General features: G+C 66.4%; 18 protein-coding genes. 12 read left to right on the top strand and 6 right to left on the bottom strand.

Going from position 1 to position 23070, the window contains the following annotated elements; genetic code table 11:
• The first annotated feature begins 1 nt into the window (after position 1).
• From U4Y90_RS32595 to U4Y90_RS32570, 6 genes are all read left to right on the top strand, one after another.
• Positions 2–2686 carry a DUF2169 domain-containing protein gene (locus U4Y90_RS32595; protein WP_321800912.1) on the top strand — a complete coding sequence of 895 codons (2685 nt, stop codon included), beginning with the start codon at positions 2–4 and terminating at the stop codon, positions 2684–2686.
• Positions 2687–2712: 26 nt separating this feature from the next.
• The gene (locus U4Y90_RS32590) at positions 2713–3495 is read left to right on the top strand and encodes a hypothetical protein (RefSeq protein WP_321800910.1); all 783 of its coding nucleotides are present in this window, start codon (positions 2713–2715) and stop codon (positions 3493–3495) included.
• A 189-nt stretch (positions 3496–3684) separates the two neighbouring features.
• The gene (gene tssJ / locus U4Y90_RS32585; RefSeq protein ID WP_321800909.1) at positions 3685–4398 is read left to right on the top strand and encodes a type VI secretion system lipoprotein TssJ; all 714 of its coding nucleotides are present in this window, start codon (positions 3685–3687) and stop codon (positions 4396–4398) included.
• Between the two features lie 17 nt (positions 4399–4415).
• Complete coding sequence (tssK, locus tag U4Y90_RS32580) at positions 4416–5804, top strand: type VI secretion system baseplate subunit TssK (protein WP_321800907.1); 1389 nt, start codon at positions 4416–4418, stop codon at positions 5802–5804.
• 1 nt (position 5805) lies between these two features.
• Positions 5806–6495 carry a DotU family type IV/VI secretion system protein gene (locus U4Y90_RS32575; RefSeq protein ID WP_321800906.1) on the top strand — a complete coding sequence of 230 codons (690 nt, stop codon included), beginning with the start codon at positions 5806–5808 and terminating at the stop codon, positions 6493–6495.
• Positions 6492–10352, top strand: a complete 3861-nt coding sequence (locus U4Y90_RS32570) for a type VI secretion protein IcmF/TssM N-terminal domain-containing protein (protein ID WP_321800904.1) — start codon at positions 6492–6494, stop codon at positions 10350–10352. Before U4Y90_RS32575 ends, U4Y90_RS32570 begins: the two co-directional genes overlap by 4 nt.
• Before the next feature lie 19 nt (positions 10353–10371).
• Here U4Y90_RS32570 and tssA read toward each other — a convergent pair whose 3' ends face one another.
• The 4 genes from tssA to U4Y90_RS32550 all read right to left on the bottom strand — a co-directional run bounded on the left by tssA (position 10372) and on the right by U4Y90_RS32550 (position 15508).
• Positions 10372–11976, bottom strand: a complete 1605-nt coding sequence (gene tssA, locus U4Y90_RS32565; RefSeq protein WP_321800903.1) for a type VI secretion system protein TssA — start codon at positions 11974–11976, stop codon at positions 10372–10374.
• Positions 11977–11993: 17 nt separating this feature from the next.
• The gene (locus U4Y90_RS32560; protein WP_321800902.1) at positions 11994–12728 is read right to left on the bottom strand and encodes a response regulator transcription factor; all 735 of its coding nucleotides are present in this window, start codon (positions 12726–12728) and stop codon (positions 11994–11996) included.
• Positions 12725–14755 carry an ATP-binding protein gene (locus tag U4Y90_RS32555; RefSeq protein ID WP_321800901.1) on the bottom strand — a complete coding sequence of 677 codons (2031 nt, stop codon included), beginning with the start codon at positions 14753–14755 and terminating at the stop codon, positions 12725–12727. Before U4Y90_RS32555 ends, U4Y90_RS32560 begins: the two co-directional genes overlap by 4 nt.
• A 135-nt stretch (positions 14756–14890) precedes the next feature.
• A complete protein-coding gene (locus tag U4Y90_RS32550; protein ID WP_321800899.1) occupies positions 14891–15508 on the bottom strand; it encodes a VC0807 family protein in 618 nt (205 codons plus the stop codon).
• Between the two features lie 150 nt (positions 15509–15658).
• Between U4Y90_RS32550 and U4Y90_RS32545 the strand changes: the two genes are divergently transcribed.
• From U4Y90_RS32545 to U4Y90_RS32525, 5 genes are all read left to right on the top strand, one after another.
• Positions 15659–16105: an SRPBCC family protein gene (locus U4Y90_RS32545; RefSeq protein ID WP_321800897.1), complete on the top strand. Its 447-nt coding sequence runs from the start codon at positions 15659–15661 to the stop codon at positions 16103–16105.
• A gap of 71 nt (positions 16106–16176) precedes the next feature.
• On the top strand, positions 16177–16509 hold the full coding sequence (locus U4Y90_RS32540; RefSeq protein ID WP_321800895.1) for a DUF2322 family protein: 333 nt from the start codon (positions 16177–16179) through the stop codon (positions 16507–16509).
• Between the two features lie 269 nt (positions 16510–16778).
• Positions 16779–17408: a hypothetical protein gene (locus U4Y90_RS32535; protein WP_321800894.1), complete on the top strand. Its 630-nt coding sequence runs from the start codon at positions 16779–16781 to the stop codon at positions 17406–17408.
• Positions 17409–18209: a hypothetical protein gene (locus U4Y90_RS32530; RefSeq protein ID WP_321800893.1), complete on the top strand. Its 801-nt coding sequence runs from the start codon at positions 17409–17411 to the stop codon at positions 18207–18209. It abuts the gene before it with no gap.
• Between the two features lie 7 nt (positions 18210–18216).
• Positions 18217–18600 (top strand): hypothetical protein, encoded by a 384-nt coding sequence (locus tag U4Y90_RS32525; protein WP_321800891.1) that lies wholly within the window; start codon positions 18217–18219, stop codon positions 18598–18600.
• 194 nt (positions 18601–18794) lie between these two features.
• On the opposite strand, the gene U4Y90_RS32520 is transcribed toward U4Y90_RS32525, so the two are convergent.
• Positions 18795–20162 (bottom strand): MFS transporter, encoded by a 1368-nt coding sequence (locus U4Y90_RS32520; protein ID WP_321800889.1) that lies wholly within the window; start codon positions 20160–20162, stop codon positions 18795–18797.
• 138 nt (positions 20163–20300) lie between these two features.
• Positions 20301–21218 (bottom strand): 5-dehydro-4-deoxyglucarate dehydratase, encoded by a 918-nt coding sequence (kdgD, locus tag U4Y90_RS32515; protein ID WP_321800887.1) that lies wholly within the window; start codon positions 21216–21218, stop codon positions 20301–20303.
• Between the two features lie 203 nt (positions 21219–21421).
• On the opposite strand from kdgD, the gene garD reads away from it, so the two are divergent.
• Entirely contained in the window at positions 21422–23014 is a 1593-nt protein-coding gene (gene garD, locus U4Y90_RS32510; RefSeq protein WP_321800886.1) for a galactarate dehydratase, read from the top strand.
• The last annotated feature ends 56 nt before the right edge of the window (positions 23015–23070 follow it).

Genomic DNA, 23070 nt, shown 5'->3' with positions numbered 1-23070 from the left:
GATGAAAGTCCTGAAACCCGACAATCTCGCGCTGCTCTATCGCGCGTATCGCTTCGACCGGCGCAACCTGCTCGCCGTCGCGATGATGGGCTATTTCGATTTCGCGCACAGCGACCTCGGCCATCTGCTGTCCGAGGCCGACATGTGGAAGGCCGTGCCCGATGCGCTCGGCGCCGACACGCTGCTCGACGAAGGCAACGCGAAGCCGCGCGCCGAGTTCAAGGTCTACGGCGCGGCGCACGCGCCGTTCGGCCGCGAGGTGACGGAGCAGCGCGTGACGGTGCGCGTCGGCGGGCTGGCGAAATCGCTCGTCGTGAGCGGCGAGCGGCAGTTCAACGCGCTCGGCATGCCGTCGTCGCCGAAACCGTATGCGCGCATGGCGATCGAGCCGTCGACCGCGTTCGGCGCGCCGGACTGCGCGGACAATCCGCGCGGCATCGGCGGTGCGGCCATCGAGCGCGACGGCCGTGAGATGTGGCCGTTGCCGAACGTCGAAAGCGAAGCGCAGCGGCTCCTGAAGCGCGGCGAACGCGTCGCGCCGGCGGGCTTCTGGGGATCGGGCATCGATGCGCCGCGGCGTCAGCGTTTTCTCGGCGCGTGCGATCAGCGCTGGCTCGCGTCGGAGTGGCCGCATCTGCCCGCCGATACGCGTCTCGAATTCTTCATGAGCGCGCCGCAGGATCAGTGGCTTTCGGGCTATTTCAAGGGCGACGAGGCGTTCGAGATTCACGGCATGCATCCGCGCGAGGCCGTGTTGAAGGGCGGCTTGCCGCGGCTGCGCGCGCGCTGTTTCGTGCATGACGGCAAGCCCGGGCACGGCACGCTGCGCGAGATCGAAGCCCGCGCCGAAACCGTGTGGCTGTTTCCGGAGCTGGAGCGCGGCATCGTGCTGTATCGCGCGCTCGCCGATGTCAGCGATTCCGACGCCGCCGACGTCTCGCATGTGATGGCCGAATGGGAGCCGCTCGACGTCGCGCCGCTTTCGTTCGAGCACTATCGCGAGCGATTCGGCGCGCAGCTTTCGCACGCGTCGAAGGCCGCGCCGGCCGCGCCGGCCGCGCCGGCCGATCCGCAGCCGGCAGCGCCGTCATCGCCCGCTGCTGCTGCTCTGCCGCTGGCGGTTCCGGCCGGACCCGTCGCCGAGGCCGCCGAGGTGTCATCGCCCGAACTGGCCGAGGTCGAAGCGATGGCGCAGCAGCTCGACCAGCAGACCCGGACGTTGATGGCGAAGCACGGCGTCGCCGAACAGGATCTCGCGCCGTTTCTCCGGCAGCCGCAGCCCGAGGCGGTGCCCACGCTGGAAGAAGTCGAGAAGATGGCCGAGGCGCTGAACGCCGACACGCGCGCGCTGATGCAGAAGCACAGCCTGACCGAAGCCGATGTTTCCGCGCTGCGCGGTCGTCTCGACGCGCCGTCGCCGGAGCGCGACGCCGACCTGCCGCAGTTGCTCTCGGATCTGCACGCGCACACGCAGGCGACGCTCGCGCGAGGCGGCCTCACCGAAGCGGACGCGCATGCGTGGGTCGCGGCTCAGCCGGAACTCGCGGCGCTCGCGGGTTCGCTGCCGCCGCCCGGCGCGTCGCCCGCGCCCGATCTGGCCGCGCTCGCGATGCTCGCCCAGCCGCCGAAGGCCGTCCAGCCGCCGGCGCCCGCCGCGAAGGCAGAGCCGTTACCGGAGCCGGCAGCGCCCGTCAAGCTCACGCGCGAGGACATCGTCGCGATGCATGCCGCGCGTCGGGGCTTCGCGAACCGTGATCTGTCGGGCATCGATTTGTCGGCGCTCGATTTGTCGGGCGGCGACTTTTGCGGCGCGCTGCTCGACAAGACATCGTTCGCGAAGAGCCGTCTCGAAGGCGCGGATTTCTCGCAGGCGCTGCTGAAGGAAACCGACTTCACCGAAGCCAGTTTGCAGCGCGCGCGGCTCACGCTCACGAGCGGCGGCGCGGGCCGCTTCGCGAAGGCGGATTTGAGCGGCGCGCATCTGGCCGACGGCGATTTCACCGGCGCGGATTTCGCCGGCGCGTTGCTCGAAGGCGCGGACCTGAGCCGCGCGCTGTTCGAGCGCGCGTCGATGGGCGGCGTGAACGCGTCGGGTTGCCGCGCGACCGGTGCGCAGTTCATCGAATGCGCGCTCGATGGCGCGAATTTCGCGGCCGCGTCGCTCGGGCAGGCGAGCTTCGAGCGCAGCAGCGTCGTGGGCGGCGATTTCACGAAGGCCCAATGCGAGCAGGCGGATTTCCAGGGCACGCAGGCATCGGGCGCGATCTTCGCCGACGCGAACCTGAGCGCCTCGCGCGCCGATGCGCAGACGTGCTTCGACCGCGTGCAACTGACGCGCGCCCGTCTCGCGCGCGCGAGCTGGGACGGCGTGCAACTCAACGCGGCCGTGCTCGATGACGCACAACTCCACGACGCCGACCTGAGCCGCGCCGCCGCACGTGGCGCGACGCTGCGCCGGGCATCGGCGAAAGGCGCGAAGTTCGCGAAAGCCGATCTCGCCGGCGCCGATCTCACCGGCATCGACCTGTTCAGGGGTTCGCTGCGCCAGTCGACGCTCGAAGGTACGTTTCTGATGCGCGCGAACCTCTACGGCGTCGATTTCGAGGACGCCCGGCCGACGCTCGCGAGCGTCGAAGGCTCGAACATCGAGCGCACCATTCTGAAGTTCAGGCCCCCGGCGGTCTGAGCCGGCCATCGAAAGGAAAGACCCGCATGAGCACCAAAACCGTCTGGATCACCGCGTTCGACAAGGCGAAGGACGCCGCGCGCGTCGCGGCCGTGTCGCAGTTGCTGAAGCGCTACGGCCTCGCGACACAAGGCCATTTCTGGGTCGACGATCCCGCGAAGCTCGCCTGGCGCGCCGGCCTCGACGCGCTGAACGCCGCGCGCGCCGATCTCTGGCTGATTCTCGCCGATGACGCCGCGCTCGCCCGGCCGTCCGTGCGCTACGGGCTCTCGGTGTTTGCCGCGAGCCTGCGCGAGGCGCGCGGCCTCGGCTTTCCGATGGTGCTGTCCGGCGCGGCCGGCGTCGAAGCCATGCCGGCGCTGCTCGGCAATGCGGCCGTGCTCGTCGAGAGCCATCCCGCGTGGCCGGCGAAGATCGTCGCGCGCGCGAATCTCGCGAAAGCGGGCGAGCCGCAGGACTATCGCGTCGAGATCGTCGGCGAGGAGCAGCTCGGCCAGTGGTTTGCGATCGGGCCGCGCGAGGGCGAGTGGCAGGGCGTCGTGTTCGGCGTTCACGGCGACGGCGCGACGATCGATTTTCAGGCGGTCGGCCCGCGCGGCAAGCTGCCCGAGAAAACCGTGCTCGAGTATGCGCAGGAAGGGCTGACGCTGCAGGTCGGGGAGCGCGAATTCACCGCGTGGGCGGTGCGCAACCGGCTCGGCCCGGACGACGCCTATTACGCGCGCGTGAAGGGCACGCCCGCGTCGATTCTCTTCATGCCGTACACCGAAGACAGCGAAGCCAGCGCGACGATCCTGCCGCTGGTCTGACGCCCTTTTCCTCGCAGACTTCGAATAAGGCCGGAAATCCGCCTTTTTTCGCCGTATGAGCGCGACGCAATATCCGGACAATGAGCGGCAACAGGTCGTGCTCGACGGCAAATGAATGAGGCACCGGCAATGGCTGTGGCTGTGATGAAAAACGATGCCGCGAAACGCGGCGCAAACCGTGGACGCGCAATGCGGCGGCTCTCGCCGCTGGCGTGCGTCGCGACGGCGCTCGCGCTGACCGGATGCGGCAGCGCGCCGCCGAAGGACCCGCTCGCCGACGTGAGCTGGAGCTACGCGACCGACGCCGTGATGTTCGAGATCACCGCCGATCCGGGGCTCAACCAGTACGACGGCCAGTCGCACACGCTTTTGCTCGGCGTCTACGAAACCGGCGATGCGCAGGCGTTCCGCAATCTCGCCGCCGACCCGAACGCGCTCGCCGAAACGATGGCGACGGGCAAGGTGCCTCAGACCTTCTCGCAGTTCTCGCGCTACGTGGTCGCGCCGGGCCAGCATTCGTATCTGATTCTCGACCGCGCGCAGAACACGCGCTCGATCGGCCTCGTCGCGGGCTACGCGCAGTTCGGCGTCGCCAACGCGGCGCGCCAGTTCGACGTACCCGTCGTCACGAAGACTTCGGGGTTCATCTTCCGCACGCACACCAAGCTGCCCGGACCGCTCGTCGTGCGCCTGAACCTCGGCGCGCAAGGCATTCTCAACGCCGAAGTCCAGCCCGGCGGCCCCGACGCCGCGACGCTCGCGCGCGCGCAGCAGCTCGAAGGCGGCGGCAAGGAAATCCGTCTGAGCGACAAGCCGGCGAACCCGGACGCATCCCGTGCGACGACAGGCGTCGTGGGTGCGGCGAGTCCGCAGGACACGCCCTTACGCAAGCTCAGCAACTAGCACATCGATTCGATCGTATGGACCACAACAAGGGCATCTACTGGTATCAGGGCATGTTCATGCAGCCCCAGCACTTTCAGCTGGCGTCGCTGCACGAGCAGTTCCGCGACAAGCCTGTCGTCGAGACGGGCTTGCCGCATTTCTGGGGCGCGGGCGCACTCGATATCGCGACGGGCGCGATCGCCAGTCAGACCGTCGAAGTGCGGTCCGCCAAGCTGATCTTTCCGGACCGCACGTATGTCGAATATCCCGGCAATGCGGTGCTCGCGCCGCGTTCGTTCGACGCCGCGACGATCGGCGAAGGCCGCGCGCTGACGGTCTATCTCGGCGTGCGCAAGTTCGCGGCCGAAGGCAACAACGTGACGATGTGCGCATCGGCCGATGACGCCGCCGCCGTGCAGACGCGCTACGCGAGCCTGGAGCGCCCGTCCGACGTGCCCGACCTGCATTCGAACGGGCCGGCCGCGCCGGTGCATACGCTGCTGCACGTGCTGAAGATCTTCTTCGAAGGCGAGACCGCCAATCTCGGCCAGTACGATCTGATTCCGATCGCGCAGCTCGCGCGCATCGGCGACACGGTGACGCTCTCGGAGCGCTTCATCGCGCCGAGCTATGCGCTCGCGGGCTCCGATGCGCTGCTGCGCATCGTGCGCGAGATTCGCGATGACGTGGTCGGGCGCGCGCATCATCTGCAGGAGTTCAAGAATCCGCGCGAGCTGCAAAAAGCCGAATTCGATCCCGGCTACATGATGCTGCTGCTCGCGATGCGCACGCTCTCGCGCGCCGCGCCGAAGCTCGTGCATCTGACGCAGACGCCGACCGTGCATCCGTGGCATCTGTACGGCGAGTTGCGCAGTCTCGTCGGCGAGCTGAGTGCGTTTTCCGAGCGCTTCGACATGCTCGGCGAGGCGCAGGACGGCACGCCCGGGCTGCCCGCCTACGATCACGCCGATCTTTTTAGCTGCTTCTCGCGAGCGCAGGCGCTGATCGGATTTCTGCTCGGCGAGATCGCGATCGGCCCCGAGCATCTCGCGGTGCTCGACTATCGCGACGGCCTGTTCGCGGGCGATTTGCCGCGCGCGTTCTTCGACCGGCGCAATCGCTTCTATCTCGTGCTGCGCACGGAGCAGGCGGCCTCGCAGGTCGTCGACGGCGCGCTCCACGATGCGCGTCTCGCCAATTCCGCCGATGTCACGCGGCTCATCGCGCACGCGCTGCCGGGGCTGGAGCTGATCCATCTGCCGAACGCGCCGCAAGGCATGCCGCGGCGCGCGTCGTCGAATTATTTCCGGATCGAGCAGGTGAGCGAGCTATGGGACGCCGTCGAGCGCGACGAGAACATCGCGCTGCAATGGCCGGACGCGCCGCAGGATCTGCGCGCCGAAATCGTCGTGCTGCGGAGATAGCATGACGCTCGCCGATACCCTCATTTCCCTTTTCGCGCAGGTCCGCGCGTTCTCGCGCTCGCCCGCGGGCGACGCCGCGAGTCTGACCGCGCAACTCGACGGCGCGATCGCGTCGGCGCGGCTGCGTGCGCACGACGCGGGCTTCGCGCAGGCCGACATCGACGAAGCGCTGTTCGCCTTCAACGCCTGGGCCGACGAGCTGCTGCTCACGACGCCGTGGGAAGGCGCGGCGCACTGGCAGCGTCACCTGCTGCAACGCCGCTATTCGAACGTGAGCAACGGCGGCGTGGTCTTCTACGAACGTCTCGCGCAGCTCGCGCCCGCGCAATTGCAGGTGCGCGAAGTGTTCTATCTGTGTCTCGCGCTCGGTTTCGGCGGGCGCTATGCGTACGACCGCAACCAGAAGACGCTCACCGATATCCGCCGCTCCAATCTCGCGATGCTGTTGCCCGATGCCGATCAGCTCGGCGCATCGGCGCGCGCGTTTCTGTTTCCGGACGGCTATCGCGTCGAAGGCGACGCAGCCGCGGCGCACGGTCCGACCGCGCGCGCGCGTTTCGCCACGCGCTTCACGCGCGGCAGGCTGACCGCCGTCCTGTTGCCGCTGTTCCTGCTGGCGCTGCTGTATGGCGTGTATCACACCGTCGTCGCGCAGTCCGTCGATACGCTTCTCGCGCAGATCCATCCATGAAAACGCTCGGCACCGCATTGCTCTGGCTATTGACGCTGATCGTCGTGGCGCTGATCAGCTGGGGCGTCGTCCTCTATTTCGGCTGGCCGCTGTGGGTCGCGCTCGCGATTTTCGTCGGCGTGTTCGCTGCTTACTTCTTCGTCGCGTTCGCGCGCCGCGTGCTCGTGATGATGCGTTCGCGCAGCCGGCTCGCGGCTCAGCGCGCCGCGATCAATGTCGAAGCGCCGGCGGCGTCGGCCGAAACGGTCTTGCGGCGCAAGTGGAAGGCCGCCGTCGCGACGCTGCGCCAGTCGAATCTGCGCAGCAAGGGCGATCCGCTCTATGCGCTGCCGTGGTTCATGGTCGTCGGGCAATCGGGCACCGGCAAGACCACGGCGCTCACGCGCGCGCGGCTCTCGTCGCCGATCCAGAAGATCAGCCAGCAGGCGAGCATCGGCCAGACGGCCAATTGCGACTGGTGGTATTTCGACCGCGCGGTGGTGATCGATTGCGCGGGGCGTTACGTGCAGGCGGAGGATATCGAGCAGGACCGGCGCGAATGGGAGCTCGGTCTCGACCTGCTCGGGCGCTACCGGCCGCGCGAAGGTCTCGACGGGCTCGTGCTCGCGGTCAGCGCGGACCGGCTGATCGTGCCCGACGCCGACACCTTCGCCGACGAAGGGCGCATCGTGCGCGCGCGCATCGAGCAATTGATACGCATGTTCGGCAAGCGCTTTCCGGTGTATGTGCTGATCACGAAATGCGACCGGCTCTACGGCTTCGAGGAATGGGCGAAGACGCTGCCCGCCGATGCGCTCGGCCAGGCGATGGGCTATCTCGCCGAAGAGGGCGAGGCGGGCGCGCCGGGTGAAGGCGCGTTCGTCGCGCGCGCGTTCGATTCGATCGGCGCGCGTCTCAAGGCGCTGCGTCTCGCGCTCGTGTCGCGCGAAGCGCAGCCGTCGCCCGAACTGCTGATGTTCCCGAACGAGTTGGAGCAGTTGCGCGGCGGCCTCGCGATGTTCCTCGGCACCTGTCTCGCCGACAGCCCGTATCTCGAACGGCCGCTGTTGCGCGGCATCTTCTTCAGCAGCGGTCAGCAGGAAGGCGGCGCGATGTCCGCGCTGATGGGCTCGGTGCTGCCGGCATCGCCGTCGCATGCGAGCGACACGGCCGGGGTGTTCCTGCACGACTTCTTCGGCCGCATTTTGCCGCAGGACCGCAACGCCGCCAGGCCGGCCATGCTCGTGCATCACTGGCGGCGCGTCACGCAAAGCGTGGGCGTGCTCGCATGGGTGCTGCTGCTCGCGATGTTCGGCATCCTGCTCTCGGTGTCCTTCGCCGGCAACAAGCAGACGCTCGCGCTGGTGCAGAGCGCGCGTCCCGACAAGATCGCGCTCGACGGCAACCTGTTCCACGACGCCGCCGCGCTCACCTATTCGAACGACGTGCTCATGCAGGTCGCGCAGAACGACCGGCGCTGGCTCTCGGGACTGCTCGGCAATGACGCGGGACTCGCGGCGCTCGAAGCGCGTCTGCATGACGTCTTCGTGCAACAGTATCGGCAGGCGATCCAGCCGGCCGCGGACCAGACGCAGCAGACGGCGCTCGCGACATCGGCGGGGCAGGCGGGGCAGCCCGTCGAAGCGGCGCGGCAGGTGCTGAATCTGGCGCGCTCGGTCGCGTTGCTGCGGGCGCGCATCGGCGGTGCGGATCGCGCGGCGCTCGAAGCGATGCCGCAGCCGGTCGCGTCGCCGCTCTATCCGGCGCAGTTGAACGACCAGCTCAATCCGCTCGCGATTTCGTATCTCGTCTGGTCACCGAGGGACGCCGGCTATTTGCAGGAGCGCCTGAAGAATCAACGCGCGCTGCTCGATCAGACCGTCGCCGCCGATCCGCAGATGGCCTGGCTCGTCGGTCTCGTGCCGGACGACGGCGCGCTTGCGCCGGTGCGCGCGGCCGATTTCTGGGGCGGCAACGCGCAGCCCGCGAACCTCATGGCCGACGCGAACTCGCGCACGGCGAAGGGCAGCGTGACCGGCGCAAGCATCGCGCGCACTTCCGATGTCACCGTGCCGGCGGTCTACACCGTCGCGGGCCGTCAGTCGCTCGACGAACTGGCGAAGCAGATTCGCGCGGCCGTCAGCGATCCCGCGCGTTTCGACCGGCAGCGAGCCTCGTTCGACGACTGGTATCGCACGCAGCGCGTGATGGCATGGCAGAACTTCGTCGAGGCGTTCGCGGGCAACGCGACGCCGTACACGGGCGAGGCGGGCTGGCGCGCGGCGCTCGGCATCGTCAGCGGCCCGGCCAGTCCGTACTTCCGCCTGATCGCGCGGCTCGACGAGGAATTCAGCGGCGAGCGCGCCGATGCCCCGTTGCCCGGATGGATCGTCCTCGCGCGGCAATTTCAGCAGGTGCGCGGCCAGGCGACGCGCATGGGCGCGGCGAATCGGGCCGTGAAGATGGCGGGCGCGATCAACGCGGTCGGCGGATCGGCGCTCAAGGACGTGCTCTCCGGCGCACCGCAGCGCGGCGGCCAGACCGTCGCCGACAACCTCGGCGCGGTCGATGCCCTGACGCTCTATCTCGCGGGCCTGAACAAGCTCGCGCTCGACAGCAGCGCGGGCAGCGGCAAGACCTATCAGCTCGCGGCCGAGTTCGCGCAGTTCGCGACGAGCCCGCAGCCGCAGCCTTCGGAGATGATGAACGCGCTGCAGCCGCTCACGCAGTTGCGCACGCTGATCGGCACCGGCGATGGTTCGGACACGCCGACGTGGCGTCTGATCCGCGGTCCCTTCGATTTTCTCGCGGCGTATATCGAGCAGCAGGCGTCGTGCGAACTGCAACGCGGCTGGGAATCGGGCGTCGTGTTTCCGTTGCAGGGCGCGACCGACAAGAGCGCGGCGATCGATCAGCTCTTCGGCGCGAAGGGCGCGGTCTGGGCGTTCGCCGACGGCGCGGCCAAGCCGTTCCTCACGCGCAATGCGAGCCGCTACGGCATCGTCGAGACGCAGGGCTTCAGCGTGCCGTTCACGTCGGCCTTCGTGCCGATGCTCAACGGCGCGTTCGGGCGCGAGCTCGCGCAGCGGCAATCCGCCGCGCGCAGCGCCGCCGACAAAGAGGCGCAGCAGCTTCAGGCGCAGAAGGCGCAACTGGACGCGCAGCAAGCGCTCGATCAGCTCGACCGCGCGCTCGCGACGGCCAGGCAGCAAGCCGATGCGGCCCGCGCGCTGTCGGTGCCGCTCACGCTCACCGCGCAGCCGACCAACGTCAACGCCGGCGCGCAGGCGAAACCGTACGCGACGATCCTCACCGTGCAATGCGCGGCGGGCGTGCAGACGCTTAACAACTACAACTTTCCGGTCAGCACGAGTTTCGCGTGGACGGCGGGGCAGTGCGGCGATACGCGCTTGCAGATCAGGATCGGCAACCTGACCTTGAGTCGCAGCTATGCGGGGCCGCTCGGCGTCGCGGCGTTCCTGAAGGACTTCGCCGACGGCCAGCGTCAGTTCACCCCCGCCGATTTCCCTGCGAGCGAATCGGCGCTCAGGGCGCTCGACGTGCAAACGCTGACAGTGAGCTTCTCGGTGACGGGCGGCGAACAGGTGACCGATGCCGCGCGCAGGATCGAGCTGTACGAAACGCTGCAGAAGACGACGGCGCAACAGAAGCAGCAGATTCAGGACGCGCAGATGCAGCGCCAGCAGATGAACATCGTCGATCAGCTCGCGGTGATGAGCCCGGGAATGCCGCCGCTGCCGGCCATCGTGCCGACCGTGGCGAGCAGCCCGGTGACGCTCGCCGAACTGGGACTGCCCGCGACGATCGGCGCGTGCTGGCGCGGCCAGGCGCCGCCGATGACGATGACCGGCCTCTGAGCCGGTCGCTTCGGGCGGCTCAGGTGATCAGCCGCACCGCGATGGCGACATCGAGCGGTGCGATGCGCGCGAGCAGCGCCGCCGTCTCCGCCTCGTTCTGATCGTTGCGGCTCAGGATCGCGTAGGCGGCGCGCAGGGCATCGGCGGTCAGCTCCGGGTCCCACGCCGCCACGCCGTAGCGGTCCACTTCCTCCACGAGCGCGCGCGCGAACGCATCGAGCCGCGCGCCCGGACGATTTTCCAGCAAGAGGTCGCACATCGCCGTGCGCAGGCGTAGACGCGGGCCGACGGCGGCGGTCTTGTCGATGGCGTCCTGCAAGCATTGCGCGGCGGCGCGCAGATCGTTGTCGGCGGCGAGCGCACGCGCGCGGGAAAGCACGGCGAGCAGCGGATCGGGCGCGGCGGCCACGCCCGCATCGCCGCCCGACGACGCCAGGGAGGCGAGCCACTGCACCGTGTCGGCGTTCGCGAACGGCACGCCGTTGGCGAATTTCAGACGTTCGATGCCGTCGATCCGCGCGACGAACTTCGCGGTTTCGCCGCAGACTTCGCGACGCGCGGCGCTCCACGCATCGCCGAGCAGGGCGAGCGACGTCGCGGCGGCGTGGTTCAGATCGAGCCAGAACGGGTAGGCGAGCACCTGCGTTTCGGCGAACCCGACGATATCGCCGTGCGCCGCGCGCGACTGCAGGTTGCGCAACGCATCCTGCAACGGCGCGATGGGCCCGGGAAGCTGCGTCTCCGCGCCGTTGGCGAACGGCGCGCGCTCGATGCCCGCCCACACGCCGATGCGCCGCAGCCGGAAGCCGAGCGCGCTCGACGGCTCGTTCTGCGCGTACCAGCCGCCGATGGCGGCGAGCCGGTCGAGCGCTTCATCGGTGGCGCGGCTTGCGCCGTCGGAAGAATCGACGGCGAGCGGCGCGAGCGGATCGGCCTGCATTGCGGGAGCGGCGGGCGCTGGCCGGGGTGCAGACGTCGGTGCAGACGTCGGTGCTGGCGCGGGCGCGGCGGGCGGCTCCGGTTCGGCTGCCGGCGCAGGCGCAGAATCAGCCGCGGGCTCCGGTTCAGGCACGGGCTCGGCGACCTGCACCGTGCCGAGCAACGCGCGCAGAGGCTGCATCGAAGGCGCGTCGTCGTCCTTGTCGGCGAGTACGCTGTCGATGCCCGCGAGCGCCGCGCGCAAGTCATCGACGAGCGCGGCGTCCTGCGGCGGCCAGCTCGACCAGTCGTGTTCGTCGGCATGCGCGCGCACGCGATCGATCAGCCATTGAATCGCATTGCGCCGCGCACGCAGCCGCGCGACCGGCGGATAAAGCTGTTCCCAATGCGTCGCGACCAGTCCTTCGAGCACTCGCGCACCGTCGCCCAGACCGGCGAGGCCGCGCGTGATCAGCAGCCCGCCCGCCAGATAGCTCGCGACGAGAATGTCCTTGCCCTTGTCCGCGAGCAGCGCGGACGACAGCTTCACCACCTGTTCCCAGTCCGGCGCGCCGCTCGCGGCCGGATTGGTCAGTTTCGCGATCTCGTTTTGCAGCAGGTCGAAGTCGGGGTCGTCGCGCACGTCGACGCCGCACGGCGCTGCGTCGCTGATGGGTTGCGTGCCAAGGCGCCTGAAGTCGTTCACGGCGTTTTTCTCCAAGCTCAGGTCCACAGATGTTCGATGTCGGTGTCGAAGATATAGCCCGCGCCGCGCTCGGTGCGCAGCAGCGCCGGCTTTTTCGGATCGATCTCGATCTTGCGTCGCAGCCGCAGGATCTGCACGTCGATGGCGCGATCGTAGATGTCGTCGAAGGCGCGCGTGCTTTCGAGCAGCTTCTCGCGCGTGATGATACGGCCCGGCGCGCTCAGGAAGGTGACGAGCAGATTGAACTCCGAGTTCGTGAGCGGCACCGTCGACTGGTCGGAGGCGCTCAGGCGGCGCGTGTTCAGGTTCAGCGTCCAGCCCGCGAAACGATACGCGTTCGGCAGCTTGCCGCGGGTGAGCGGCGCGGCCGAGCCCGCACCGGCGCGGCGCATCACGGCGCGCATGCGCGCGAGCACTTCGCGCAGTGAAAACGGCTTGACGATGTAATCGTCCGCGCCGAGTTCGAGTCCCATCACGAGATCGGCTTCGTCCTTGCGGCCCGTGATGTACATGATCGGCACCTGCGCCTGCTCGCGCCAGCGGCGCGCGAGCTCGGTGCCGTCGCCATCGGGCAGGCCGAGATCGAGCAGCACGAGGTCGTAGCGCTTCGCGGCGAACACGCTGATCGCTTCTTGCGCGCTCGCCGCGCCGTCGGCCTTGTAACCGTGCCCGGAGAGATATTCGATCAGCAGGATGCGCATCGAATGATCGTCGTCGACGACGAGGATGCTGTGTTGCGGCTGCAGGGTCATGAGCGGTCCTTCAAGGCTGAGGCGGCGGCGCGTCCGAGCGACTCGCGGTCGACGGGTTTCGTCAGGACGACGATGCGCGCGGCGAATGCCGCGTGGTTCGGCGGCAGGCTGTCGGGGACGGCGAGCACGAGCGCGAGGTCGTCCCCGGCGTGCGCGGCTTCGTCGAGCGCTTCCTGCGCGTTCGCATAACCGAGCGGCTCGAAGCCCATCTCGGCGAGCCAGTCCTCGCAGCGTTCGCGCGAATCGGGATCGGCGTCGATCAGCATCACGCGCTCGCCGTTGCCGATGGCCCCGGCCGCATCGGGCGACGCATGCGTCGACGCGGGCGCCTGCGTCAGCAGCGGCAGGACGAGCCGAAAGCGCGTGCCGCCCGGTCCCGTCCTGATCGCGACGCCGCCCTGATGCTCGCACGCGACGCCCGCGACGATCGCGAGGCCGAGGCCCGAGCCGCCGCCTTTCGCGCGCACCGAGAAGAACGGTTCGAAGAGCTGCGGCAGATGTTCGGCGGGAATGCCCGGGCCGTCGTCTTCGACGTCCACCCACGCGACGGAGCCGGGCGGCGCATCGCCGATGGCGAGCGGTTCGTCCATCGACGGCGCGCTGCCGACCCGCACCCGCACGCGCGAGCGCGCCGCGAGGCTGGCGTTGCTCGCGAGATTCAGCACGGCGCGCACGAGCTGGCCGCCGTGCGCCGCGACGAAGAAACGCGCATCCGCCGGTTCCATCTCGATGACGATCCCGTTGCGGCACAGCGGCCGCGCGAGCGCGACGCTCTCGCGCACGATCGCGATCAGATCGAGCGATTCGCGCACGCGATCCCCGCGCCGCGCCGCCAGCAGGATTTCCTCGGTGAGCGCGTAGCCGCGCGCCGATGCGGCCTGTACTTCGCGCAGCGGCTTGCGCGCGGCGGAGTCCTGCGCGAGCCGGTCGCGGGCGATTTCCGCATAGCCGTCGACGGCCGCGAGTATGTTCTTGAAATCGTGCGCGACGCCGCCCGCGAGCAGCCCGAGCGATTCCATGCGGCGCGCCCGTTCCAGACGCAGCGCGAGTTGCCGGCGTTCGCGCACGGCGACCGCGACGAAGAACGTGAGAATCGCGAGCCCCGCCATGTCGATCTGCAGATGCCACGCGCTCTCGGCGTTTTCGTAGTGATACGGGCCGAGCTTCATCAGCGTCAGGCCGACGCCGAACACCGCGGCCGTGCCGAGCGTCGTCGCGGCAGCGGCGAGTCCGCCGTAGATCGCGGTGCCGGCGAGCAGCAGCGAGACGACGGCGCGCTGCACCTGTTCCGACACATGCAGCGCCGCCGCCGCGGCGAGCAGGCCCACGGCCGCGACGCTGCACGCGAGCGCGATCCATGCCTCGGCCCGCTGCGCGCGGCTCGCGGTCTGCGATGAACGCACGCGCCACGCGAGCACGGCCGGCGCCAGCACGAGCACCGCGACGCCGTTGCCGACGAAGAGCGTGCGCCATTCGCGCCACCAGCCGTCGTGGCCGAGATCGCTGGCGAGCGTCGCGCCGAGCATCGACGTGACGCCGATGCCCGCGAGCGGAAGCAACAGCAGGAAGCGCATCAGGCTGTTGGTCGAAACGATAGCGCCGTTCGCATCGACGTAACGCCGGCCGAGCCACGCGCACAACGTCACTTCGAGCACGTTCAGCACGCAGAAACCGAGGTCGCTGCGCCACGACGCGCTGCTGAAATCGCCGGTCGCGGCAATCGCGATGAACAACGCCAGCAGATGCGCGGGCCAGCGTCGCGGCGGCATCGGCCAGAGAATCGCGATGGCGATGGCCGGCGCGGGCCACGCGATGGCGGCAAGCGTGCCCGCGCTTTCCAGATGCGCGACGGGGCGCGCGAGCAGATAACAGAGAATGCCGAGCACGACGGGATCGGCGAGCGCGCGCAGCGTGCCCGTCGATGGCGACGTCGACGATTGCGGACCCGCGCGGGGCAGGCGCGGGTCGCGACCGCCGGTTGCGCGGAAAAGGTTCGCCAGGAAGTGCTGCCGGATTGAGATTGACATGTGCAGTGGGCAAGCGCAGGCCGATTGTCGCCGCGATGAAAGCGTCGTCGGATGACGATTCCTCCATGCTGATTTCGGCAGGAAAATCGTGAACTTGAATGCTTGCCTGCGTGGCTTCCCGCGCGGCCGGATCGGCTACGGCCGGGCGCGTCTGATGTAGCGGCGGCGGTAGAAAACGGTCCAGCCGGTCAATCCGGCGTAAGTCGCGTATCTGACCCAGGTGGAGAGCCGTGCCGCGTCCGGTTCGGTGAGGGCGAGCGTGATCCAGAGACGCGCGAGATTCTCCCCGACGAGTCCGACGCCCCATACCGCGGTCATTAGCCGGATGGACCTGGCGAGCGTGGGGCGCGAGTGCCACAGCGCGTCGAATTCGGTTTCGCGGCCTTGCGTTTCGCGCGACATCGTCGAGCGCGCGAGGTAGTAGACCAAGGGCCGCTCCAGAAAGAGCGAGAGCAGAAACAGCACGCCGATGATGCCGCTCACGGCGGGCTCGCGCGCGGCGCCCATCCAGCGCGCCGCGCCCGACAGCAGGAGCATCAGCGACATGGCGATGCCCGCCAGCACGATGGCGCTCAACGCGTCGAAGTGGCGGAACCGCACCACGTCGAAGATCATCCACGCGATCAGCGGCACGGCCGACGCGATGAGCGCGTCCGCCACGCCGAAATGGCCGATCGCGATCCTGTATGCGAGCGCGGGCAACGCCACGTTGACGACGAATGCGAGGGCGTATCGTGCGGATGGAATTTTCATCGACGTCTCACTGGTCGCGCCGATTCATCGGACGGGTGTCTCGCCGCGAGGGCCATCGAGGGTTTTCCCGATATCCTGGCATGTCGATCCACGAGTCGATGCATCGTCGTAGGGATGTGTCCCATTTTTCCAGCGAAAGGAGAGCACGTCATGGCTACCGGAACCGTCCGCCTTCACCGCGTCCTGCGCACGACGCCCGAACGTCTTTATCGCGCGTTCCTCGAACCCGATGCGATCGCGAAATGGCTTCCGCCCTTCGGGTTCACCTGTCAGGTCCATCATATGGATGCGCGCCCGGGCGGCACGCACAAGATGTCGTTCCGCAACTTCGGCACGGGCAACGGTCATTCGTTCGGCGGCGAGTACGTCGAACTGGTGCCGTTCGAAAAGATTCGCTACACGGACCGTTTCGACGATCCGAACCTGCCCGGCGAGATGCACGTCACGGTCTCGTTGCGGCAGGTCGCGTGCGGGACCGAGCTGAGCGTCGTTCAGGAGGGCGTGCCCGAAGTCATTCCGGTGGAGATGTGCTATCTCGGCTGGCAGGAGTCGCTCGTGCAACTGGCGCGGCTGGTCGAGCCGGAGATTCCCGACTGACGACCGACCGGCCAGGCGATCGGATAAGATTGGCGCCCCGCATCATCAACCCATAACGTGGAGTGCTTTTCGTGATCCAGCCGAGCAACGTATTCAAGGACAACCTCGCCCAATTGCCCGCCATCGACGGCATCGAGCGCATCGATCTGGTCGACGGCAAGGGCGAAGTGGTCGCGAGCATCGAGAACAAGCCGGGCAAGCAGGGCTCGCTCGCGGTCTACCACTATCTGAAGCAGGCGTTCGGCACGCTCGATGCGAAAGCGGCCGGGCAAGGCCTCGCCGTGTTCGCCGAACATACCGCCGATGCGCGGAATCGTCCGGGCGCGCATCCGAACGTGGATCGGCTGATTGCGATCGTCGACGGGGGCGAGGCGCTGCGCATCGAGGTGGTTCGGGCGGGGTGAGACGCCGCGATGCACGCGTAGAAGAGAAAGGTCCGGGCGCGTTTGCTTTTGAAGCTGTTGGACATGAGCTCGGGCCAGAACATCTGGCATCTTCGAATCCCCCTATGATCGCGAGTCGATATTCGGAAGGTCAAGATTGAAAGGCAGGCGCAAGAACACCGAGTGACTTTGAGGCGAAATTTCTGAATTGCGCTTTATCGCAGAAGCGCAACTTGAAATCACGAAACGCCGGTGGATAATTAGATATGCAAATCTAATTCGGTCAAGTGATGAGCGTCTACTACGCGGCAGTTGACGGTGATCCGCTTACAACGGGTAATGGGAGTTATACCATCGCCGGACATGCCTGGAGCACGATCAAAGACGACGCTGGAACGTACCGGCGCATGATCGTGATCGGGGACCGTGCGTATTGTTCGGTTTGCCGATCGACAGGCGAAATCGATTACGGTGTCGCGATTCGACCGGGCGGCCGTATGAATCATATGGGCCGGGAACAAGCGGTCGGCGGTGATCTCGTGATATGCAACTGCGCCGAAAAGCCACGCATTTATGCACGGTATGCGCGGCACAAATGGACGATTCTGGACAACGGCGAGTCAAATTCAACTGGACAGCGCTCGACCAGCGCGTCTTCCGCCGCATCGCTTGCCGCTGTCCATCCATCGCATTGGATCCACTTCACACTGAACGAAAGCGGAAGTTGCGAAGGTCTATCGTGTGTTGCGCACTTCACGGACGGCTCGACTGAGCGAGGCACGGTCGATTCGAACAATCAAATTCGATTCACTCGAAGTAACGACAGTGCGTGCTCCGCTTTGGAGCTTGAAACGCAAGGATCCGACGCGATGCTCGGCAGTGTCACGCAAGCGATTCTCGGTCACTCGGGAGCACTGTAGATGTCAACGCTCCCGCGACAGTCGACCGACAACATCATTCACCGAGGCGAGTTCCGAACGGGAATGGAGCATGGCCTAAATAGCGGTGTGATCGAAACTGCCATACAGGGGTGGGAATCGTCGGCAATCAATATTGCGCTCGGCATCATCAATGATGCTGACGTTCGTGTGAAATATGCCGCTCATATCAAAAGTATCTCTAAGGAGGTTCGTAATTCTGTCGTAGCGGGAACGATGACAGTCAAGGAAGGAGCCGAGTTCTGCAACATGATGCGGGACAAACTGGTCATTGAATATCGTGCGTACACATCTGCATTCGGTGTCGCCAGTACCGAATTGATAAAGGCGAAGGCACGCGGGCTGGATTTCTATCTCAACAAATACGCGCAGAATAGCTTCAGGAAGGATTTTCTTCAGCTTTCCGCGGGGGAACGCAAAGCGGTATATTTCGAGGTGATACTCGCGGCGGGCCGTGATAACGCCACGGTGACAAAGGGCATAAAGGAGCTACGCAGTAAAGGAACGATGATGCTGCTTTTAACCGGCACGCTGATCGTCGGTGAGATCATCAACGCGAAAGACAGAATTCGTGAGATGGTGCGACAAGGCAGCATAGTGGCTGGCGGTATCGTTGGCGGAACGGCGGGTGCTTCGCTCTCGTTCTTATGTGGTCCGGCCGAACCGGCCTGTATAGGTGCGCTTATGATCCTTGGGAGTGATGTGGGGTCCAAGGCCGGACTGAAAGCCTATGAGGTCTACAGCGAAGAGTGGCAGCATTTCCAGGAATGGATGCGCAACTAAAACGCCAATGGAAGACTTGATAGACGGCGATGAGCGGGAAGCGATCTGGATTGTGATGGCCGAATTCTTCGTTGACACCGAGGTCGACTACGATTGTTACGCCGGGAAGCTCACCGCGTACCCGCTTCCTGAACTGAAGCGAATTTTCTTTCGTGAAGTGGCACCCGTATGCGGTCCCAATATGTTCACGGCGATTCCCCCGGTTTGGCTTTCATTTGACGATGATTGGGTCGTTCGAGAAATCAGGTCTCGCCTTCAGGGAGAGGACACCGGGCTGAATAAGCTAACCAGCAATCTTACGGCGCTTTACTACCGGTTTCGAATTAACGATGTCTGGAAGAAAGTCGAAAGCGCTATTCGGCGTCGTCAGGAAGCAGATCGAAGTTTCTAGGAGATGAAGGTCGAATTCGTCTGATGTCACGCAGCCGGTTCTGGCGAGGCTGACAGCTTGGATTTTCTTTAGTGAAAACGACACAGACGGCGGTTCCCTAACAGAGACGTTGCTATCTGCGTTGCGCGATTGGAGCTGCAAGGCCCGTTCTGCCATGAACAGAACGGGCTTGCTCACCCATCGATCGCCTCGAATCACACCCGCAATTCGACGCGCCTGATGTCCTTCACGATCACGAGATAACTGAACACCGTGATCAACGCATTGATGCCGACGAACGCCAGCGCGCCGTTGAACGAGCCCGACTGCGCGACGAGATAGCCGATCACGATCGGCGTCACGATCCCGGCGACATTGCCGAACATGTTGAAGATCGATCCGGACAGCCCGATGGCTTCCTTCGGCGACGTATCGGCGACCACCGCCCAGCCCAGTGCGCCGATACCCTTGCCGAAGAACGCGAGCGACATCAGCGCGACCACGACCCAGTCCGTATCGACGTAGTTGCAGCCGATGATGCACGACGACAGCAGCATGCCCCCGACGATCGGCACCTTGCGCGCGACGGTCAGCGACTTGCCGCGACGGATGAGGCCGTCGGAGATCACGCCGCCGAGCACGCCGCCCGTGAAGCCGCAGATGGCCGGCAGCGACGCGACGAAGCCCGCCTGCAGAATCGTCATGTGACGAGCCTGCACGAGATAGATCGGAAACCACGTCAGGAAGAAGTACGTCAGCACGTTGATGCAGTACTGCGCGAGGTACACGCCGAGCAACATCCGGTTCGTCAGCAACTGCTTCACGACCGGCCAGCCCACGCTGTTCGCGCTTGTGTTCGTGCGCGCGCGTGCCGCGCCGCCGCCCGCGCGCTGATGACCGTGCACGAGGCCGCCGCCTTCCTCGATGTACTCCAGCTCCTGACTGTTCACGCGCGGGTGGTCCGCCGGATTCTTCATCACGGAGAGCCACGTGAGCGCGAGCAGCAGACCCGCGATACCCATCACGATATAGACGTGATGCCAGCCGAACGCGTGCGTGAGCCACGCCATCAACGGCGTGAACACGACGGCCGCGAAATACTGGGCCGAGTTGAAGATCGCCGATGCCGTGCCGCGCTCCTTCGTCGGAAACCAGCTCGCGACGACTTTCGCATTGGCCGGGAACGCGGGCGCTTCCGCCGCGCCCATCGCGAAGCGCAGCACGAAGAGGGCGGTCACGGCCGTCGCCGCGCTGCCTAGCAGGCCGATCGAGCTTTGCAGCAGCGTGAACAGCGACCACAGGAAAATGCTCGCCGCATACACGCGCCGCGCGCCGAAGCGATCGAGCAGCCAGCCCGCGGGCATTTGCGAGAGCACGTACGCCCAGCTGAAGGCCGAGAAGATATAGCCCATGCGGATCGCATCGAAGCCGAATTCGGCGCGCATCGCCGAGCCGGTGACCGACAAGGTCGCGCGGTCCGCATAGTTGAACGTCGTGATCACGAAGATCAGCAACAGAATGAGATAGCGCACCTTGGTGCGCTTCATGACGTCCGCGGGATTCGCGGCGCGGCTCATCGACATGGACTTCCCCTTTTCGATCGTGCTGATGCACGGAGGGCCGCCCGATTCGTCCTCGAGCGGCCCTCGTGTGCGAAGCGACGCGCGGCGCCTTTGCGGCGCCGCGCGCTCCCGCGCTTCGCTTGTCTCCTGCCAGTGCTCTTACTGTGCGCCGAGCTTCTTGATGAGCACGTCGAGCTGCTCGAGCTCTTCCCCGGTCAGATCGGTCAGCGGTGCGCGCACCGGACCCGCGTCGTGGCCGACGAGTTTCGCGCCCGCCTTGACGATCGACACCGCGTAGCCCGCCTTGCGGTTGCGGATCTTCAGGTACGGCAGGAAGAATTCGTCGATCAGCTTGCCGACCGTCGCGTGATCGTCGGCGGCGATCGCGCGGTAGAACTGCATCGCGGTCTTCGGGATGAAGTTGAACACCGCCGACGAGTACACCGGCACGCCCAGCGCCTTGTACGCGGCTGCGTAGACTTCGGCCGTCGGCAGGCCGCCGAGGTACGAGAAACGCTCGCCGAGACGACGGCGGATCGTCACCATGTTCTCGATTTCGCCGACGCCGTCCTTGAAGCCGATCAGGTTCGGGCAGCTGTCCGCGAGTTGCTCCAGCATGTCGGCGTTGAGCTTCGAGTTCGCGCGGTTGTAGATGATCACACCCATGTTCGGCACGGCGCGGCAGACCTCTTCGGCGTGCGCGCGGATGCCTTCCTGCGACGCTTCCGTCAGATAGTGCGGCATCAGCAGAATGCCTTGCGCGCCCTGACGTTCGGCTTCCTGCGCGAACGCGATCGCCGTGCGGGTCGGGCCGCCCGCGCCCGCCAGGATCGGCACCTTGCCACGGCACACTTCGGTGGCCGTCTTCACGATCTGCGAATATTCGGGTTGCGTCAGCGAGAAGAACTCGCCCGTGCCACCCGCGACGAACAGCGCCGAAGCACCGTACGGCGCCAGCCATTCGAGGCGCTCCGCGTACGTGTCCGCGCGGAAATTGCCTTGTTGGTCGAAGTCCGTCACGGGGAAGGAAAGCAGGCCTTCGGAAACGATTTGCTTCAGTTCTTGCGGTGTCGTCATGGTGATCTGTCTCGTTGGTCAGCGACCGGCGGGTGCCGAGCTCGTAAGTCATCGTACAACATGAGCGGTCATCGTACAATCAGGTTAGGCCAATATATTCAACGAATAAGGGTAATTACTGACCAATTGTGCCCTTCTATGTTGTAGGATGACATAACTCCAGTCGCGGTCATGCGGCGTGTTTGCTCCGAGGATTCGTCAGAATGAATCAGTCCCCTCTCTATATCCGCGTCCACCCGGACGACAACGTCGCGATCGTCGTCAATGACGGCGGTCTCGGCGAAGGCGCCACGTTCGCCGATGGCCTCGTGCTGCGCGAGCGCGTGCCGCAGGGCCACAAGGTCGCGCTGAAGGATCTCGCCGAAGGCGACGCGGTGATCCGCTACAACGTGGTGATCGGCTATGCGACGAAGGCGTTGCCGAAGGGAAGCTGGATCAACGAGCACGTCACGCGCATGCCGGCGTCGCCCGAACTGCACGACCTGCCGATCGCGACGATCAAGGCGCCGGACGAATCGCCGCTCGAAGGCTTCACGTTCGAGGGCTATCGCAACGCGGACGGCACGGTCGGCACGCGCAACATCCTCGCGATCACGACCACGGTGCAATGCGTCGCGGACGTCGTGCAGCACGCGGTCACGCGCATCAAGGCGGAGTTGCTGCCGCGCTACCCGAATGTCGACGACGTCGTGAGCCTCGGCCACACCTACGGCTGCGGCGTCGCCATCGACGCACCCGACGCGATGGTGCCGATCCGCACCGTGCGCAACATCGCGCTGAATCCCAACTTCGGCGGCGAAGTGATGATGGTGTCGCTGGGTTGCGAGAAGCTTCAGCCGGAACGTCTGATGCCGCCGGGCACGATTCCGATTGCGGCGGCCACGGCGGAAACGGAAGACGTGGCCGATATCGGCGACAACACGCACGACGACAACGGCGGCACCGTCGTGCTTCAGGACGAAGCGCATGTCGGCTTCGGGTCGATGATCGAGTCGATCATGCGCATGGCCGACACGCATCTGAAGCGCCTCAACAACCGCCGTCGCGAGACGTGCCCGGCGGCGGATCTCGTCGTCGGCGTGCAGTGCGGCGGCAGCGATGCCTTCTCGGGCCTGACGGCGAACCCGGCGGTGGGCTTCGCGACGGACCTGCTGGTGCGCGCGGGCGCGACGGTGATGTTCTCGGAAGTGACGGAAGTGCGTGACGGCGTCGCGCAACTGACGGCGCGCGCGGCCAACGGCGAAGTGGCGCAGGCGATCATCCGCGAGATGCAGTGGTACGACGATTACCTGAAGCGCGGCGGCGCGGACCGCAGCGCGAACACGACGCCGGGCAACAAGAAGGGCGGACTGTCGAATATCGTCGAGAAGGCGATGGGGTCCATCGTGAAGTCGGGCAGCTCGACGATTTCCGGCGTGCTGTCGCCGGGCGAGAAGGTGAGGCAGAAGGGCCTGATCTACGCGGCGACGCCCGCGAGCGATTTCATCTGCGGCACGCTGCAACTCGCGGCGGGCATCAACCTGCACGTATTCACGACGGGGCGCGGCACGCCGTACAGCCTCGCCGAAGTGCCGGTGCTGAAGGTCGCGACGCGCTCGGATCTCGCGCGCCGCTGGCACGATCTGATGGACGTGAACGCGGGCACCATCGCGACGGGCGAGGCCACCATCGCCGATGTGGGCTGGGAGCTGTTCCGCCTGATGCTCGATGTCGCGAGCGGCAAGACGCAGACCAAGGCCGAGGCGTTGAAGCTGCATAACGCGCTCGTGCTGTTCAACCCGGCGCCGGTGACCTGATTCGCACGGCGCGTGTCATCGCAGAAATCGCCCCGCATCGCGCGGGGCATTTTTTT

It is taken from the genome of Caballeronia sp. J97, assembly GCF_905220305.1.
In the GTDB taxonomy this organism is placed as follows: domain Bacteria; phylum Pseudomonadota; class Gammaproteobacteria; order Burkholderiales; family Burkholderiaceae; genus Caballeronia.
The sequence above is the reverse complement of the archived record's forward strand: the minus strand, read 5'-3'. Positions and strand labels throughout refer to the sequence as shown.